This is a genomic window from Psychroflexus aestuariivivens (genome assembly GCF_004010055.1).
GTDB lineage: Bacteria > Bacteroidota > Bacteroidia > Flavobacteriales > Flavobacteriaceae > Psychroflexus > Psychroflexus aestuariivivens.
Genome location: NZ_RQVT01000003.1, coordinates 14,288 through 31,568 on the forward strand (window position 1 = coordinate 14,288; position 17,281 = coordinate 31,568).

Genomic DNA, 17,281 nt, shown 5'->3' on the forward strand with positions numbered 1-17,281 from the left:
AACTCGTTATATTATCCATAGATTTAAAATATCCCACTTATAATGGTAAAAACCCTTAAATCTCATCCAAAGGTTTACGGTTCTTATTAGTGCTTTTTTTAAATTCCGAAGGTGTCATTCCTGTTAGCTTTTTAAACTGATTGCTTAAATAAGCAACACTACTGTAATTCATTTTAAAGGCTATTTCACTCAAGGTTAATTCATCATAAACAATAAGTTCTTTTACTCGTTCAATTTTTTGGTTGATAATGTATTGCTCAAAGGTGATACTTTCTACTGACGAGAAGAGTGCGCTTAAATATTTATAATCAAGATATATGTTGTCGCTTACATAATCTGCCCATTTAATATCCAAACCTTCTGAAGAATGATGAATTTTATCTACAACCAATGTTTTCATCTGTTCGATAAGTTGACTTTTACGGTCGTCAATCAAACTGAAACCTGAATTTTGAAGGGCTTCGGAAAGCTCTTTTTTGGTGTTTGCATTTAATGTTGACACTAATTTAACTTCTCCCAATTTAATAGAAGCATAGGATATTTCAAGTTGTTTTAAAATATTGGATACTGCCGAGATACATCTTGGGCAGACCATATTTTTAATATAGATAATCTCTCTCATATAATACTTGTCTTTATAACAAGGTTAACCCAGATTTGTGTAGAGAATAGTAAACAGCAGCTATCGCAGCAATTACAAAAATCAATACTATCACAACCACAGCAATGATTTTGTCTTTTTTTGATATATCACTTTTAGGTTGATGCTTCTTCCTTTCATTTTTTCGTCTATTTCTTCTGCTTTCACTCATTATCGTTCGCCATTATAAAACCAAGATTATTTTTTGGCCTTATGTAGATTACTTGATTAATCCGTAATTCGTTTTATTTTAAAGTTGCTTTTACCTCTCCACAGGTTAACATAGCCTCTCCATAATATGGATTTCGCACTTCTTCTTCCAAACTTATCCAATAGGCACCTTTATTGTTATTGGCCATTGGGCAAAACTGGATATATACATTTTGGTTGACCCCAAAAAGCTGTACACCACTTATCATATGTGCCGAAAGATGCTTGAAATGCCCTCTTTGTGCTGCTATGTCTGAACTGTTCTCAATAGCATTTGCAGATGATTTTAGTTCCTTTTGAATGGTCATCCAATGGTTATGCGCCTTTTTATCAGATAATAACTTCATATCCACTTTTTTCAAGGACTGGTTGATTTGTTCTCCTGCTTGTTGAGCACCCTTGGTATCATCGTTTACCAATGCATCCTTTAAAAGAATATAATCATCAAAAACCTGTTCTAACTGATTCTGAAATTTGTTTGAAACCCTAATTCTTTCCTTCATTTGAGAATGATTGGTTACATCCATATTTTCTCCAGAACCATCTTCTTGCATTCCCAAATGTCCTTCGTGTCCTGTCATAGTTTTACCTCCTTCTTGATTCATCATTGATTTTTTACCCTGAAGCTGTGCCGCGGCATCTACTGTAAACGTGCCGTTAGTTACCACTTCATCTCCATTTTTTAAACCTTCAAGAACGGTATAACTATCGCCAGTGGCATTGCCCAATAAAACTTCTTTCATCTCAAAAACAGCTTTATTAGGGTCTGTTTTGACATAGACCACAGAACGTTCGCCCGTCCACATAACAGCCGTTGACGGTACAGAAACGGTGTTCTCTGTGCTCGTTCGAGCACCCTCGATTTTTCCTTCCACAAACATTCCCGGCTTAAAGAGGTCTTTTTTATTTTGTAAAACAGCTCTCACAACCACCGTTCTTGTAGCAGAGTTTAATAAGGGGGCAATAAACGAGACCTTGGCGTCAAACACTTCATTTCTATAGGCATTGGTGGTTACTTTAATGGTTTGTCCTTCTTTTAAGGACGCAATTTGGTTTTCGTAAGCATCAAATTCTGCCCATACTGTATTGAGATTGGCAATTTTGTATAAGGGTTGTCCTTGTTTTACATAGTCACCTTCTTCTACCATTTTCTGTGTTACCGTTCCTGATACGGTTGCGTACACAGGAAAGTTTTCTTGTACTTTCCCAGAGTTTTCTATGGCGTTGATTTGCTTTTCTGAAAGTTTCCAAAGTTTGAGCTTGTTTCTAACAGCTTTATATAATTCTGGTTGCGATTCTTTCAATGATGAAGCGGTAAGCAGTTCTTGTTGTGCCGCAACTAATTCTGGCGAATAAATAGTTGCCAAGCGTTGTCCTGCGCCAACACGTTCTCCTGTTGAATTAACGTATAGTTTTTCAATTCTTCCTCCAAAATATGTGACCTGTACGGCATTTGACTCTTCATTTGCTTTTATCTTTCCAGATAATTTTAGGGAATTATTTCCTATTTGTCCTTGTCCCACAAGTGACGTTTGAATATTGGCTAGAGCCATTGCGTTATCGGTCATTTTGATTTCATTGGCATTGAGGCCATCGGCACCCGATTCAGCTGGAATTAAATCCATTCCACATATTGGGCAGTCGCCAGGTTCTGGTTGCATAATCTGTGGGTGCATAGAACAGGTCCACATTTGATTAGTAGCAATTTCTTCTGAATGTTCGTGATTGTCTTTAGCACTATTTGTTGCCTTATCAGTAGAATCTCCACCGAACAGTAGAAAGCCACCTAGAAGGCCAACAATCAAGGCAATACCTATATAAATGATGTTTTTTTTCATTGTCTTTGTTTTTATTTGTTATTTTCTAATCGTTTAATCATTGCTTTCATTTCTGCAATTTCCTTTTCTTGTGCTTTAATTATATCATCTGCTAATTTCTTCACTTCCGGGTCTTGTATATCCGCTCGCTTACTGGTTAAAATGGCGATAGAGTGATGCGGAATCATAGCTTTCATATAGAGCACATCGCCAATAATTGGGGCCTGTGCCCTCACAAGGCCTAACGCGCCACCAAATAGAACAATACTTCCAAGAACAATTGCTATATTTTTCTTTTTGTTTTGGTACATATTACGCATTGTTACAAACATAATAATGGCCATAGCGGCAATACCCAAACAGCTCATATAAAATCGGGTAAGACTAAAATAGACGTGGTCAATTTCATAAGAGTTTAAGTACATTGTAACGTACATTGCTATGAAGGATGCCACGAGCATACCTACAAATTTTGTGTAGTTGTTTTTCTTTGAATTTTGATTTGAATTTTCCATTTTATGTTGGTTTTAGTGTTACTTATTTTCGTTTCTTTTTAACCAATTTTCTAATTGTGGGCGACGATATGTACCAAAGTAAGAACCCACTTAATACTGTAATTAACCCTAACAATGAAAACGCCCGCAGGATTATGGTATTAAAGTTGTCCCTGCCTTGATAGTCCATAGTGTGGTTCATCCACAAAAAATCGAACCAGCGCCAGTTTCTATGACGAACGGTCTGAAATGCACCATTTTCTATGGCGACATAAGCCTTCAAGTTTTGTGGGGTTTTATATGAAATCTCATAGGCTGGTAATGGACGACCACGGTATTCGTGATGTGCATCTACTTTCTCAATTCGTTTTATACCCCTTATTTCCAAATCGGGCAGCATATATCTATTGGCTACCTGTTTTGCTTCAGCTTTAGTAATACCATTTTTTTCATTTCCCGTTTTAGCACTAAATAAATTAGCTTCGTTAATCCAATAGTACGGCTCATTGGCTATTTCCAATAATTTTAGTGTTTGGATTGGTTCTTCACTCGCTAATTGCTCAGTCCCCAATAGGTTGGAAAAAGCAGTTTGCCGTGGCTTTTCTTTTTTGAACTGGTCGCCGTGTATTTCATCAATGTCCGTCCAGCTAAAATACATTCCGCTGATAGTCCACATCAAGAACTGAATGCCGAGGAATATACCCAAGTATCGGTGCGCTTTTCGAATCCATTTTGCTGTCTTTCTGTTGACCATACTTTCTATAATTTAATTCACAAAATATTTGACAATTATTCCACCTACCAACCAGACGTAACAGATATAGGCAACATACTTTAAAATCTTTTCAAGCAATGGGCTTTTAGGTGCCATTTCGCTCATTGAGTGCTCTACATCCTTTCTCTTGAAAAACCCTAAGTATATGAGATATCCTGAAATTGCGAGAAAAGCCATATTCAAATAGAAGGTATAGTCAATTTTGAAATGCTCTTTGTCCTGTATTTTAACTTGTGATGTGTCAGGCAACATACCCAACAAATCGAAAGAGTAATGCAGAGCCAAAGCTGTTCCTATTAATGCCGTAAACAGTAAGAATAAAATGAACAGCGACATTTTCCACCCATAATACTTGGCGTTAATACGAAGTACAGGAAAGACTACCAAATCACTAAAAATAAAAGCCATAACCCCTGCAAAACTCACGCCCTTTCCAAAAAGCAATGCCGCCAACGGAATATTACCCATTGAGCCAATAAAAGTCAAAAATGCGGCAATAGGTCCTACAACGATATGTTCCAATATTTCAAGAAAGGTAAAATCTGTATTGCCCTGACCACTATTGATAAATAGTGTCTGGAAGAAAGAATCGGGAACGAAGGCTGCGACGATACCTGCAATGGTAAAGCCAACGGTAACGTCCTTCCATACCATCTGCCATTCCATCTTATATTTTTTGGCAACCCTTGCCCAACTATCTTCTTTCTTGATTTGTTTTTTCCAATCTTTGGAATCATCCATTGAATCGTCATCTTCGTTCTCTAAATTCTTGCGCGCTTTTTCTATGAGCTTTTTAGGATTGATTATTCGTATCAAAATCCACGAAATAAGAATTAAAAGGATTCCACCTACATATTCGCCGACTACAAACTGCCACCCCAAAAATATGGAAATGATGATTCCAAGCTCAATGACTAGATTGGTCGATGCAAGAAGAAAGGCAATGGAAGACACAAAGCTTGCACCTTTTTTAAAGATAGATTTTGTGCCCGCTAAAGCCGAAAAACTACACGAGCTGCTTATAAAGCCGAAAAACGTGCCTAAGAGTACACTTTTACCTTCACTCTCGTTCATTGTTTTTTGCATCCTTTTTTCAGTCACAAAAATCTGTATCATACTACTGATGATATAGCCCAAAATGAAAGCCCAAAGTGCCATCCAGAAAAATCCAGTGGTCGTATAGGCTGCTTCGCCCCATTGTTTTAAGAATTCGCTCACAGTTTAAATTTTATTTTACATTTCTTGACGAAGAATGTGTTTTAATCATCTTCCATTTACCATCCATCTTTTTTAAGATTGACGTCGCTACTCCTTTTTTCTTTATCGTTCTACTTCCGCATCAATTTCATAATCTGAAAATTCAAATTTTTTGAAATGCCCCAACTCAGGCCCCAAATGGTGTTCTATATAGTGCGCATACGAGCCTTCTACACCACCAGATTCAAATACTTTTGAATCTTCTGTAAATAGTTCAAATGTCCCCTCGGTCGTTAAATTTTGTAATGCATCCTTATATAACTTCATTACAGAGATTACGCCTTCTTTATCCGTAGAATCTTTATCATTCTGTGCATTGGTAATGCTGACTGTTGCAATAAGAACAGTTACGAGTGTAATAATTTTAAGTACTTTCATAATTATAGTTTTAAATGGGTTATTTGTTAACGTGAATTCTATTAATGTTTGCAATACCAAATACCAATACCAAAAAGCTCAAGAAAACTTCCATCATTACCAATAGTTTACCTGAAATAGATAAGGGGACAATATCTCCAAAGCCAACTGATGAAAAAGTGATTAAGCTGAAATATAAAAATTCAAAAAACTGTAATGAGAATGAATCATTGAGCGCTGTACTCGAATTAAAATTTTCAGGGTTCAAAGTATATAAAGCGTGATAATCTGCTGAAAACGAAAGGACAATCAAAATAATCAATACCCCAAATAAAGTAAGAACGTGGGTTAGCTGATGACTTTCGCCTATTATTTTACTTAACTGTATAAAAGTGAGCCTTACGATAAAAATGGTTTTGACCAAAGCCAAACCAACAATTATAAAGGGTAAAAATTGGCTGGCGGAATCTACACCTACCCATAGTATATAACTTAACGATAGAGCAATCACTATACTTGCAGTAAGCAATACCTTTTTAAACAGTTGCTTGTAAAAGCCAATTCTTTCAGATTTTTCTATTGTGTTCACTTTAGTCATTTTCAATTTATTTCCTTAACTAAATAATTGAAGCGCCAAAGCACCACCAACTATTAAGATTAGTATGGTATATATTATGTAATTGAACCATTTTCTAATTACAGACTTTTCAGTTGTATTTTGACACCCGTCTTTGCAACACTCTTTCATTGTTATATCATCCTTTTTTATATGCAAAATCCTTTAAATAATACTTGAAAATGAGAGGCAACCTTTATTAACCAATAAACCAACCAAAATGTTTACCCCTCACAATCAAGTACTCTTCACTAAACTTCTCTTCATCATAAATTTTTAATTGCCTGACATAGGAAGAGAGATGTTATTATTTTAAGGGTTTAATCCCTCTCCCTTGTGCAGGCTGCTATTAACCAAATCAACTTTTCTTTTTCAAAATTCGTTGTGCCTGACTAGGGAAGGAACTAACACTAACCATCAACATTGTTTTCCTTCCCAGGACAGGACTTAAAAACTATTCAGATATCTTTATCATTTTACAACCTTCTGTTAACTAATAAACCAGAACATTGAAAATATTTTTTAAACAAAGGATTATCTATTGAATAGTCTTTTGAACTTTTCCGCATTTAAGCATTCTACTGCCGTAATATGGATTTTTCACTTCTTTACTTGTACTCAACCACGCACTACCCTTATCATACATTGGGCAAAATTGCTCGTATAACGTGCTTTTTGTACCCGTAATAGCTACCATATCAGTAATATCCTTACTTAACGTTTTAAAGTGCTCGCGTTGGTGGTCTATGGCACTTTCAGAAATATGCTCGGCGTGCTCTACGGCATCTTCTATAATATCTTCTAATTCTTCTTGATTTTCTTTTGAATAACTGTCCGTATCAAAAGCTTTAAGAGAAACTACCAATTTAGACCCAGCTTGGGCTGCTTTTTTGGTGTCATCTGCAACCAAAGCATTTTTTAAATTAAAGTAATCACTTAAAATTGTTTCTGTTTTTGCATCACTTTTCATAGTTGTCATTTTACTATGATCCATTTTCATATCTTCGTGATCGTGGTTCATTTTTTTCTTTTCCTGTGCGTTGGTAAAAGAAACTGCTAACAATAGCACTGCTGCTATACTCATTTTTAAATTTTTCATTTTTATTACTTTTAAATTATTGTTTATAAACTATCTTTTAATTGTGTGATAAAATTGATTAACTCTTCTGCTTCAGCTTCTGTAAATGTTGCCTCACTATGTATCAAAGTGTAAGAATCCAAAGGCATTTCGCCATTTTCAATCTGCTTGATAATAGACCTTAACTTACTTGCTTTTCTTCGGCTGGATAATGAATCCCATTCGTTGAAATTAAGTTCAGCTTTTCCTTCTTTAATATGGTCTTCCAAAAACCAAGCAACAGGTTGAATCTTATTATACCAAGGGTATTGAGTATTATTGCTGTGGCAATCATAGCAGGATACCTGTAACTTTTTTTGAATAGTTTCTGGTACATTATTGACCAGCATAAAATCAGTTGACGGTACAGTATCACTTTGATTGCGTGTAGTCGGAATAAATTGAATTCCCACGAACGCTACCAGTAGTACTATTGCTATAATCTTTACAATTTTCATTTAGTTAATTTCACGTTGTACTTTGCCGCATTTTAACATTTGACTACCATAGTATGGATTGCGCACTTCCTCTTTAGTACTTAGCCAAGCTGTACCGCCATCATACATAGGGCAAAACTGCTCGTAAAGCTTTATCTCTGCTCCTGTTATAGCAACCATATCTATAACATCTTTACTTAAAACTTTAAAATGTTCGCGCTGGTGTGCTATATCACTTTCTGAAATGTGTTCTGCGTGTTCAACTGCATCCTCTACAATATCCTTTAATTCCGATTGCTGGGTATCGTTATATTGTGAGACGTCAAAATTTCCTAAGGATGTTGCTAGGGTTGCCCCAAGTTCTTTGGCTTTGCCATTATCATCTCCCACCAAGGCATTCTTTAAGTTGAAATAGTCATTTAATACCGCTTGTGTATTACTATCTCCACCCATTGCCATTTCCCTCTTTTCGCCGTCGTGATGACCATCACTGTTATCGTGGTTCATTTCTGAATGGTCTCCATCCGTGCTATTTTGTTCTTTGCTGTTGTCTTTACAAGACATTACTGTTAAGGTTATGAATGCTATCGCAACTATACCTAATGTTGATTTTAATTTGCTCATTTTGTTTTAATTTAAGTTTGTGTTTATTAATTATTATTACTGCCTTTTTATAGTGTCTTATAATTTTTCAATGACGTTTTCCAACATTGCAGTTATTTCGCTGGCTACCTCATTCAATTTTTCATTTTTTACAGCTTGCATTGAAGCCATTGGGTTTACGGCCGCAACTTCAATGATACCTGCTTCGATTTCCTGTACTATGACATTGCAGGGCAACATCGTTCCAATTTTATCTTCTGCTTGCAAAGCTTTATGTGCATAGGGCGGATTACAAGCTCCGAGTATCCTATACTTTTTAAAGTCTATATCCAGTTTTTTCTTTAGTGTTTCTGTTACATCAATTTCTGTAAGGATTCCAAAACCTTCGTCTTTCAATCCTTGGGTAACTTTATCAATAACATCTTCAAAAGTTCCATTGATCGTTTTATTAAAATAGTATTTCATTAGCTTTTATTTTTTGTTCAACATTCGTTTTTGTTCTTCGTATTCTTCTTTGGATATTTCGCCTTTGGCGAATCGGCTGTTCAGAATATCCAGAGGATTTTCTTTCTTTACAGTATATTGTCTGTTTTTTCCATTGTATAGAAATATGCCCAATACCAGTACAATCGGTATCAATATCCACCACCACATCATCATAATTGAAAATTTTTATTGTTCATATCCAGTTCTTTTTAGTGCTTATGGCTTTGTGCGTTCTTCTTCTTGCCCTTCATTTTTTGCATCTTTCCCTTCATCTTTGGATCGTTCATCATTTTTTGCATCATTTCCTTCATCATTTCAGGGTTTTCGTCCATCATTTTCTTCATCCGTTCTTTCATTGCCTTTTTCATTTCTTCATTGTTGTGTATTTTTTTCATCAGCATTTTACGGCCTTTCTCACTACCCATCATTTTGTCTAGCATTTTGGATTGCATCTTTTGCATCATTTCCGGATTTTTCTCCATCATCATTTGCATATGTGATTGCATTTTTTGTTTCATTTCAGGATTCTTCTCCATCATCATTTTCGTATTTCCAGAATCCATCTGCTCCATATGGGTTTTCATCATTATTTTTTTTGCATCCTTATTTTTTTGTGCCTCCTTGATAAAATCGGCAAACTGAATAGGATTTGAAATGATTTCTTGATAAATGGCATTTCTATTTTCTTCAACCTGTAATGTTTCGCTGGCATTGAAGGCTGATTTGCAACTGACCAATGTGCCAATTGTTACGATAATCAATACTGTTTTTACAATTGTTTTCATACTTGATATTTTTTATTGTTAATATTTCAGTTATTTATTCTCTAATCGTGATCAATTATTGTTAATCATTCGATTTTTGAGTTGATTTTTTGTTTTATTTCTTCATATTCTTCCTTCGATATTTCCCCTTTTGCGTATCTCTCATTCAATATGTCCATAGCCTTTGAACTTTTAGAGCGCTTTATTTTTTTTCCTCCTGCATAGATGAGAATGCCTAGAAATATTACTCAGAAAACAATTATAAAATCCCATTTATAGTCCATAGTTTTGTATTTTTAAATTGTTAAAATCTTGCCAATAATCCACCGCCCCAACCATATCGGTTATTATAATTTCCTTGTATTGAAAAATTTCTTGAAAGGATATATGAAGCTCCTACCAACCATTGTGTTTCGCTTTCAAATGATTTATTATTCTCTAAATCATTGACCCATCCAAAATCTGCTCTGTATTCGTATTCGCCTTCCAAAAAAATTCTTGGAAAAATCAATAATTCTCTGTCCAAACGTATTCTTGGGCGTAGCTGATGGTCCATACTCACATCTACATTAAATCTATAAGGCGTAAAATACTTTACACCAACCAATCCTACGGTATTAAATGTATCGTAAGAATCTGGTGTTGACGTTTCGGTATTTACTCCTGCATAAACACGTACCCAATCGTTCAGATACCTATTATAACTTATTTCGGCTTCAAGATTTTGGTCGTAATCGAACTCTGTTCTCAAACCAAATTCATTTCGGATATTGCTCGACGTTAAAAAGAGTTCATTAAAATTTGAACCTGCACGAGCCAATCCCCACGAATAATAATGGTCTGTCTCATCAATTAGTTTCTGAACTGGATAATCTGCCATTCTATCATCCCTTGGGGTATCGTAACTAAACACTCTTGCCATACCACCCATCATATGGTACAATACGTGACAATGAAAGAACCAATCGCCATACTCTTCGTTATAAAATTCAATAATAACTTTCTGCATTGGTGGTACGTTCACGGTATGCTTTAATGGGGAACGTTCTCCTTTTTCATTAATGACCCTGAAGTAATGACCGTGCAAGTGCATTGGATGGTGCATCATAGTCAGGTTATTTAATGTAATTCTGGTTACCTCGCCTCCTTTTATATTTATCTTATCGGTTTCTGATAATGGAACCCCATTCATACTCCATACATAGCGATTCATATTACCTGTTAGGTTAAGCAACACTTCATTTACTGGTAAATCTGCCTTAAATTCAGTTTTTTCTTTTGCCTCTAAAAAATCATAGTTGAAGTATGTCTTTCGCTCCTCATAATCAAAAGAAGTAGAATCCTTCTGCATCATTGGCATATTGTGCATATGACCTTCCATTTTATTTGATGCTCCATTATGGCTCATTGACATCGAGTCTTTTTTCATTCCCATTGTATCATCCATCTTCATATCCATTTGGTCATTCATTTTGCCATCTTTCATCGACATCTTATCGTTCCCCATTTTCATCTCGCCGTCCTTCATATTCATCTTCATTCCGTACTTCTGCATTAAAACTTCGGGTGTATTCTTCTTCTTGTTTCCAACCATTGCAGGTGCTCCCATTTTCATATCCATTTTAGCCATTTGCTTCATCATCGCTACCTTATCAGGTCTATCAATTCTTTTGGCTGGGTAAAGAGTGCCATTACCTAACTGTATAGAGGTATGACCTGAACCATCTTGAGCGGTTGCGGTAATTTCAATAGTTCCTTCTGGAATAGTTACAATTACATCATACGTTTCGGCTATGCCAAAGAGAAATCTGCTTTTGGAAACGGGTTGCACGTCAACACCATCACTGGAAACCAACATTGGGTTACCTCCGCCAAAGTCCATCCAATAATAGGTAGAAGCCGATGCGTTAATGAAGCGAAGCCTTACTTTTTCGCCAGCCGTAAATTCTGGATACTCTGCCAGTTTTTTACCGTTGGACAAAAATGCGGGATAATAAATGTCTGCAATATCAGCCCCTTCCATACGGTCTCTCCAAAATTTAAGTTGAGCACCAAAGGCAACTTCTGAAATGACCCTACTTAATGGCACTGCTGTGCCTTTTTTAACTTGATACCACTCGTTACCTCTTTTAAGGTTTCGTAATACATTCATTGGTTTTTCATTGGTCCAATCTGATAATACCACGACTAAATCTTTATCATATTCCAAGGTTTTCTCTTTTGGATGAATGATAATAGACCCATAAACACCTTTTTGTTCTTGTAGCATTGTGTGGGAATGGTACCAATAGGTTCCAGACTGATTGATTGGAATCCTGTATTGGAAGGTTGTTCCTGGCTCAATCGGTGGGGTAGTTAAATATGGAACCCCGTCGTAAAAATTGGGAAGTATCAATCCGTGCCAATGCACTGAAGTTTCTTCATCCATTTTATTGGTTACGTTGATTATAGCAAGGTCTCCTTCATTAAATTCCAAAACGGGTCCTGGAATATCACCATTGATAGTCATTGCATTAGCAGTAACACCACCAAGCGTCATTTCGTTTTCCTCAATGGTAAGGTTATACTCCTTAACAGGTCGCCCATCTTCCTTTCTATCATTTCCGTTTGTGCCTACTTGGGCAAAAATTGAAGTTGTGAAAAGTAATAGCGTAATAATTTTTATTGTTTTCATTTTGTTAAATAATTTATTAAAGCATATTCTGTAAAATACTCTTTAATGGAATCGATTAAATTGATTTGAAACTTTAACTGCAATTCCTGTACATCTAACACATCATTAAAATCTATAGTTCCAGTTTCGTAGTTTTTCATAAGAATTTCCTCGGCATCAATGGCCTGTTTCAAATTATCGGTTTGTACATTAAACTTAATTCTCATTGTATTTCTATTATAAATAGCTTGTGCAAGACGTGTTTCAAGGTTATTGAGCCTCTCTTCTTTCTGTGATTTTATTTCCAATTGTTTCAATTCATTTTGCTTTGTCACTGACTTATATTTATTATTGAAAATGGGAATTGAAATAGAAACCATAGGCATCACAATGTCTTTACCATTATCGGAAAAATTCATATCGGGACGCTCTGAAACCGGAACATAATCCAATCCAAAACCAATGTTTGGTGCACTCTCCTTTTGGTTTAATAATTCGGCTTCTTCGATAGATTCATATAATTTATCGTATTTGATAAGTTCTGGATTGAGTTTGAGGTTCTCATTAGAGACCAATGGTTCTTCATCAGGAATAGTCAACTCTTGTGGCACTTGGACTTCCAGTGTTTCGTCGCGATTCAATAAATTATTAAATACCGTTTGTTCTGCTAAGTAATCTTGTTCCAAGACTTCCTTTTGCTGCACCAGTTCGTTTTGCCGAATCTGTAACCGCAGCACATCAACAGCCGAGACATTTCCAACTTCTACAGAGGTCAATGCCAAACGCTCATAGGTTTCCAACAACTGAATGTTTTCATCCAAAATAAGTTGTTTTGCCTTGATTGAATATAGTTTGTAATAGGATTGCGATACTGATAGTGCTAACCTTCGTTTCGCAATGACAATATCCACATATTGAGCATCGGCCATTGATGAAGCATAGTTTTCCCTTGCTGATATGGTTCCAAACCAAGGCAACATTTGCTTTACTGAAAAACGTGCACGTTGCGCCCCTGTTCGGGTTTCTGGTTCGCTCACAAAGTAGCCTACGCCAATCTCTGTATTTGGTAACCAATCTGCTTCATTTACCTTTTCTTCCGCTATGTTGTAGCGCAATTCAAAAGCTTGAATTTCTGGATTATTCTTTTCAGCTTCCTGAATATAGGATGCCAGTTGTTGTGCATCAGCTTTCGCGAAAGCAATAAAAACAAGTGCTATTACAATTATATATCTCATCTAATAGTTCTTTTCAATTGAAATTCTTTTGTCCAGCTAAACAAAACCGGTACTACAAATAAGGTCACAAGTGCTATGAGCATCCCTCCAAAGGATGGAATTGCCATTGGAATCATAATATCACTACCTCGACCTGTTGATGTTAATACTGGCAATAAGGCGAGTATTGTTGTAGCCGTTGTCATTAAACAAGGTCGAATACGTTTTTCTCCTGCCTCAACTACGGATGCCCTAATGCTTTTTCTATCTTTAGGTTTGTTTTTGTCAAATGTTTGAGTGAGATAAGTTGCCATTACCACACCATCATCTGTTGCAATACCAAACAGGGCAATAAAGCCCACCCACACAGCTACACTTAAATTAATGGTGTGCATTTGAAAGAGGTCTCGTAAATTTTCTCCGAAAAAGCTGAAGTTTAAGAACCAATCTTGGCCGTAGAACCATATCATTAAAAAACCTCCCGCAAAGGCGACAGCAATTCCAGTAAAGACCATTAATGACGTTCCAACAGAACGGAACTGGAAATATAGGATTAGAAAAATAATAGCCAAAGCCAGAGGTACTACCACGCTCAATGTTTTTTCTGCTCGTAACTGATTTTCATACGTTCCCGTAAATTGATAATTGATACCCTTTGGAACGGTCAATTCGCCATTGTCAATTTTTTCTTGAATAAGGGCTTGGGCATTTTCCACCACATCTACTTCGGCGAAACCATCTAATTTATCAAAAAGGACATAGCCTACTAAAAAAGTGTCTTCACTCTTTATAACCTGTGGCCCTTTCTCATATCTAATAGTGACCAACTCACTTAACGGAACCGGACTCCCTTTTTCTACTGGAACATAAATGTCTTTTAAGTCATTTGGATTTGCACGTAATTCTCTGGGATAGCGCACACGAATGCCGTAGCGTTCTCTTCCTTCTACCGTTTGCGAGAGCACCATACCACCTACAGAGACCTGGATAACTTGCTGTACCTGTTCTATGGTTATGCCATAGCGCGCAAGTCGTTCTCTGTCAATATCAATAAGTAGGTAGGGTTTCCCCACAATACGGTCGGCAAAGACCGCTTCTTCTTTTACGCCTTCGGCCTGTTTTAAGATATCTTCCAATTGTACCCCAAACGCCTCAATTTCTTTTAAATCCTGTCCTTTCACCTTAATTCCCATAGGTGCTCGCATACCAGTCTGTAGCATCACCAAGCGTGTTTCTATGGGTTGTAGCTTGGGTGCTGAAGTAATACCTGGAAGCTTTGTAACCCTTACGATTTCTTTCCAAATATCGTCTGGCGATTCAATTTCAGGTCGCCAATTTCTAAAGTACTCTCCATCGTCATCTGGAATGAGCTGTGAACTTGTCACAGAGAATGGGTCTGTAATTTTTGAGGCTTTATAGTCATCATCTTCTACTTCAATTTCGCTATTAGGGTTGGTTACTAAACTGCCATCTTTTAAAACAAATAAGCCGTCTTCGTTTACCTTAAAGCGTTGTCTTTTGCGATTTTCATTTAAAATATATTCAGATTTATATTGAATAACATTCTCATACATCGATAACGGTGCAGGGTCTAATGCTGATTCTGTACGCCCAGATTTACCTACTACGGTTTCAATTTCTGGGATACTGGCTACTGCCATATCCAATTGTTGTAATACGCGTTTGTTTTCTTCAACGCCGGCGTGTGGCATTGATGTGGGCATTAACAAAAAAGAACCTTCATTAAGTGACGGCATAAATTCCTTACCTGTATTATTCATAATCATAACTCCAAAAATTACGATGGTTGTAGGTACAGAAAGGAACAACAGCTTGTTGCGTAATGCCCAATTTAAAATCCGAACATAATAATTTCTAAAAAGTGTAAATACACCCAAAAGACCAAAACAGATAAGACCAACGAAGATTAAGTTTATAAGGATACTTCTATCTACTCCCAGTGGTCTCCAATATTCCGCCAATAGGAATATGATAGCAAAAGCCGAAACAAATATATTGATGATGTTGGCGCGTTTTGACGTAATCTTTTCCTTTAGTGAAAGGAAGCCAACAACGCCAAATGCAACTAATATTAATCCAAGCGGATAGCCTAAAATTAAAGATAAAACGCCAAAAACAATCAATGCTCCATTTAGCATATAACTAAAAGAAGTTTTTAAATTTCTCTTTTTAAATAAATAGGCCGCAAATGGTGGAAGTAAAAATAGGGCAACAATAAGAGCTGCGGTGAGTGCTGCCGTTTTTGTAAATGCCAATGGCCTAAACAATTTCCCTTCTGCACCAATCATAGTAAATACAGGAATGAAACTAATAATAGTGGTCATTACTGCCGTTAAGATGGCACCAGAAACTTCGGCAGTCGCATTATAAACTACCGTATTCATAGGTAGCTTTTCTTCATTTTCATCAATATGCCGCAAAACATTTTCCGAAAGGATAACGCCCACATCGACCATAGTTCCAATAGCAATTGCAATACCAGATAAGGCGACAATATTTGCATCTACATTGAACAGTTTCATAGAAATAAAGACCATCAAAACCGCAACAGGCAATAATCCGGAAATCAATACGGAAGCCCTTAAATTGAAGACCATTATGATAATCACAAAAATGGTTATCAATATCTCTAAAGTTAGCGCTTCATCAAGTGTGCCCAAGGTTTCTTGGATTAGTTCTGTTCTGTCATAAAAGGGTACGATGGTTAATTGCGAAGTCCTCCCATCGCTTAATGTTTTTGATGGAAGCCCAGAACTTAACTCGTTTATTTTTTCTTTAACATTGTTGATGACTTCCATAGGATTGGCCCCATAACGAGCCACTACAACACCACCAACAACCTCGGCTCCTTCCTTGTCCAATAAGCCTCTTCTTGTAGCAGGACCGTGTGTTACTTTCGCAATATCCTTTATACGGATGGATGTAAAATCTTTTGAAGTAACTACCGCGTTTTCTAAATCAGATAGTTTCTTAATATAACCCAATCCTCTTATAAGGTATTCAGCTTGGTTGATTTCAAGCGTTTGTGCACCAACATCTTTGTTGCTTTGTTTTACTGCTTTTACAACCTCACTCAAGCCTATGTTGTATTGCCGCATTAATTCGGGATTAACATCCACTTGATATTCCAAAACATATCCGCCGATGGAAGCCACTTCTGAAACGCCACTCGCAGATGACAACGCATATTTCACGTAGAAGTCTTGAATGCTTCTTAATTCTTGTAAATCCCATCCACCTGTAACATTACCATCTTTATCACGTCCCTCAAGGGTGTACCAATATATTTGCCCTAATCCTGTGGCATCGGGACCTAGAGCTGGATTAACGCCTTCTGGTAGAAGTCCGGCTGGTAATGAGTTTAATTTTTCAAGTATTCGGCTTCTGCTCCAATAAAATTCAATATCTTCTTCGAAAATGATATAAATGCTCGAAAACCCGAACATAGATGAACTACGTATTGTTTTAACCCCTGGAATACCAAGAAGCGATGTGGTTAGAGGATAAGTAATTTGATCCTCAATATCTTGAGGGGAACGACCATCCCATTTAGTAAATACAATTTGTTGGTTTTCGCCAATATCTGGTATGGCATCTACGGCAACAGGGTCTCGAGGAAGTGAGCCTGTATTCCATTCAAACGGGGCGTTTACGACTCCCCAAGCAATAAAAAGTGCAAGTAGTAGAACGGCTACTAGCTTGTTCTCGATTAAAAATTTGATGCTTTTATTTAGCATAAAAATGAGTTTTAAGTAATAATAATACTTGTTGAAAAAACAAGGTACAAGCAGTTTAGTCCAAACAAGTTAATGTTGGACTT

18 protein-coding genes are annotated in these 17,281 nt (G+C 36.5%); all 18 read right to left on the minus strand.

The window, feature by feature from the left end:
* Positions 1-55: 55 nt before the first annotated feature.
* The 18 genes from EIG86_RS00675 to EIG86_RS00755 all read right to left on the minus strand — a co-directional run bounded on the left by EIG86_RS00675 (position 56) and on the right by EIG86_RS00755 (position 17,198).
* Positions 56-622 carry a helix-turn-helix domain-containing protein gene (locus EIG86_RS00675; RefSeq protein ID WP_127844234.1) on the minus strand — a complete coding sequence of 189 codons (567 nt, stop codon included), beginning with the start codon at positions 620-622 and terminating at the stop codon, positions 56-58.
* A 263-nt stretch (positions 623-885) separates the two neighbouring features.
* Positions 886-2,688: an efflux RND transporter periplasmic adaptor subunit gene (locus EIG86_RS00680; protein ID WP_008616461.1), complete on the minus strand. Its 1,803-nt coding sequence runs from the start codon at positions 2,686-2,688 to the stop codon at positions 886-888.
* Positions 2,689-2,699: 11 nt separating this feature from the next.
* On the minus strand, positions 2,700-3,182 hold the full coding sequence (locus EIG86_RS00685; RefSeq protein ID WP_008992801.1) for a DUF305 domain-containing protein: 483 nt from the start codon (positions 3,180-3,182) through the stop codon (positions 2,700-2,702).
* Between the two features lie 22 nt (positions 3,183-3,204).
* Positions 3,205-3,915 carry a PepSY domain-containing protein gene (locus EIG86_RS00690; protein WP_008616453.1) on the minus strand — a complete coding sequence of 237 codons (711 nt, stop codon included), beginning with the start codon at positions 3,913-3,915 and terminating at the stop codon, positions 3,205-3,207.
* A gap of 12 nt (positions 3,916-3,927) precedes the next feature.
* Complete coding sequence (locus EIG86_RS00695) at positions 3,928-5,154, minus strand: permease (RefSeq protein ID WP_127844235.1); 1,227 nt, start codon at positions 5,152-5,154, stop codon at positions 3,928-3,930.
* A 102-nt stretch (positions 5,155-5,256) separates the two neighbouring features.
* Complete coding sequence (locus EIG86_RS00700; protein WP_236979840.1) at positions 5,257-5,571, minus strand: hypothetical protein; 315 nt, start codon at positions 5,569-5,571, stop codon at positions 5,257-5,259.
* A 19-nt stretch (positions 5,572-5,590) separates the two neighbouring features.
* The gene (locus EIG86_RS00705) at positions 5,591-6,139 is read right to left on the minus strand and encodes a potassium channel family protein (protein WP_236979838.1); all 549 of its coding nucleotides are present in this window, start codon (positions 6,137-6,139) and stop codon (positions 5,591-5,593) included.
* A gap of 24 nt (positions 6,140-6,163) precedes the next feature.
* Positions 6,164-6,298 carry a hypothetical protein gene (locus EIG86_RS14300; protein WP_262707792.1) on the minus strand — a complete coding sequence of 45 codons (135 nt, stop codon included), beginning with the start codon at positions 6,296-6,298 and terminating at the stop codon, positions 6,164-6,166.
* Between the two features lie 406 nt (positions 6,299-6,704).
* Positions 6,705-7,265, minus strand: a complete 561-nt coding sequence (locus EIG86_RS00710) for a DUF3347 domain-containing protein (RefSeq protein ID WP_127844237.1) — start codon at positions 7,263-7,265, stop codon at positions 6,705-6,707.
* A 23-nt stretch (positions 7,266-7,288) separates the two neighbouring features.
* Positions 7,289-7,741 carry a heme-binding domain-containing protein gene (locus EIG86_RS00715; protein WP_026754886.1) on the minus strand — a complete coding sequence of 151 codons (453 nt, stop codon included), beginning with the start codon at positions 7,739-7,741 and terminating at the stop codon, positions 7,289-7,291.
* Entirely contained in the window at positions 7,742-8,344 is a 603-nt protein-coding gene (locus EIG86_RS00720; protein ID WP_127844238.1) for a DUF3347 domain-containing protein, read from the minus strand.
* Between the two features lie 57 nt (positions 8,345-8,401).
* Entirely contained in the window at positions 8,402-8,788 is a 387-nt protein-coding gene (locus EIG86_RS00725) for a DUF302 domain-containing protein (RefSeq protein ID WP_127844239.1), read from the minus strand.
* A 6-nt stretch (positions 8,789-8,794) separates the two neighbouring features.
* The gene (locus tag EIG86_RS00730; protein ID WP_127844240.1) at positions 8,795-8,983 is read right to left on the minus strand and encodes an SHOCT domain-containing protein; all 189 of its coding nucleotides are present in this window, start codon (positions 8,981-8,983) and stop codon (positions 8,795-8,797) included.
* Between the two features lie 35 nt (positions 8,984-9,018).
* On the minus strand, positions 9,019-9,594 hold the full coding sequence (locus EIG86_RS00735) for a hypothetical protein (protein WP_240032147.1): 576 nt from the start codon (positions 9,592-9,594) through the stop codon (positions 9,019-9,021).
* 65 nt (positions 9,595-9,659) lie between these two features.
* Positions 9,660-9,752: an SHOCT domain-containing protein gene (locus EIG86_RS14250; protein ID WP_240032148.1), complete on the minus strand. Its 93-nt coding sequence runs from the start codon at positions 9,750-9,752 to the stop codon at positions 9,660-9,662.
* Positions 9,753-9,877: 125 nt separating this feature from the next.
* Positions 9,878-12,247: a multicopper oxidase domain-containing protein gene (locus tag EIG86_RS00745; protein ID WP_127844242.1), complete on the minus strand. Its 2,370-nt coding sequence runs from the start codon at positions 12,245-12,247 to the stop codon at positions 9,878-9,880.
* Entirely contained in the window at positions 12,244-13,461 is a 1,218-nt protein-coding gene (locus EIG86_RS00750) for a TolC family protein (RefSeq protein ID WP_127844243.1), read from the minus strand. The genes EIG86_RS00745 and EIG86_RS00750 overlap by 4 nt, the downstream gene beginning before the upstream one ends.
* The gene (locus EIG86_RS00755) at positions 13,458-17,198 is read right to left on the minus strand and encodes an efflux RND transporter permease subunit (protein WP_127844244.1); all 3,741 of its coding nucleotides are present in this window, start codon (positions 17,196-17,198) and stop codon (positions 13,458-13,460) included. The genes EIG86_RS00750 and EIG86_RS00755 overlap by 4 nt, the downstream gene beginning before the upstream one ends.
* Between the last annotated feature and the right edge of the window lie 83 nt (positions 17,199-17,281).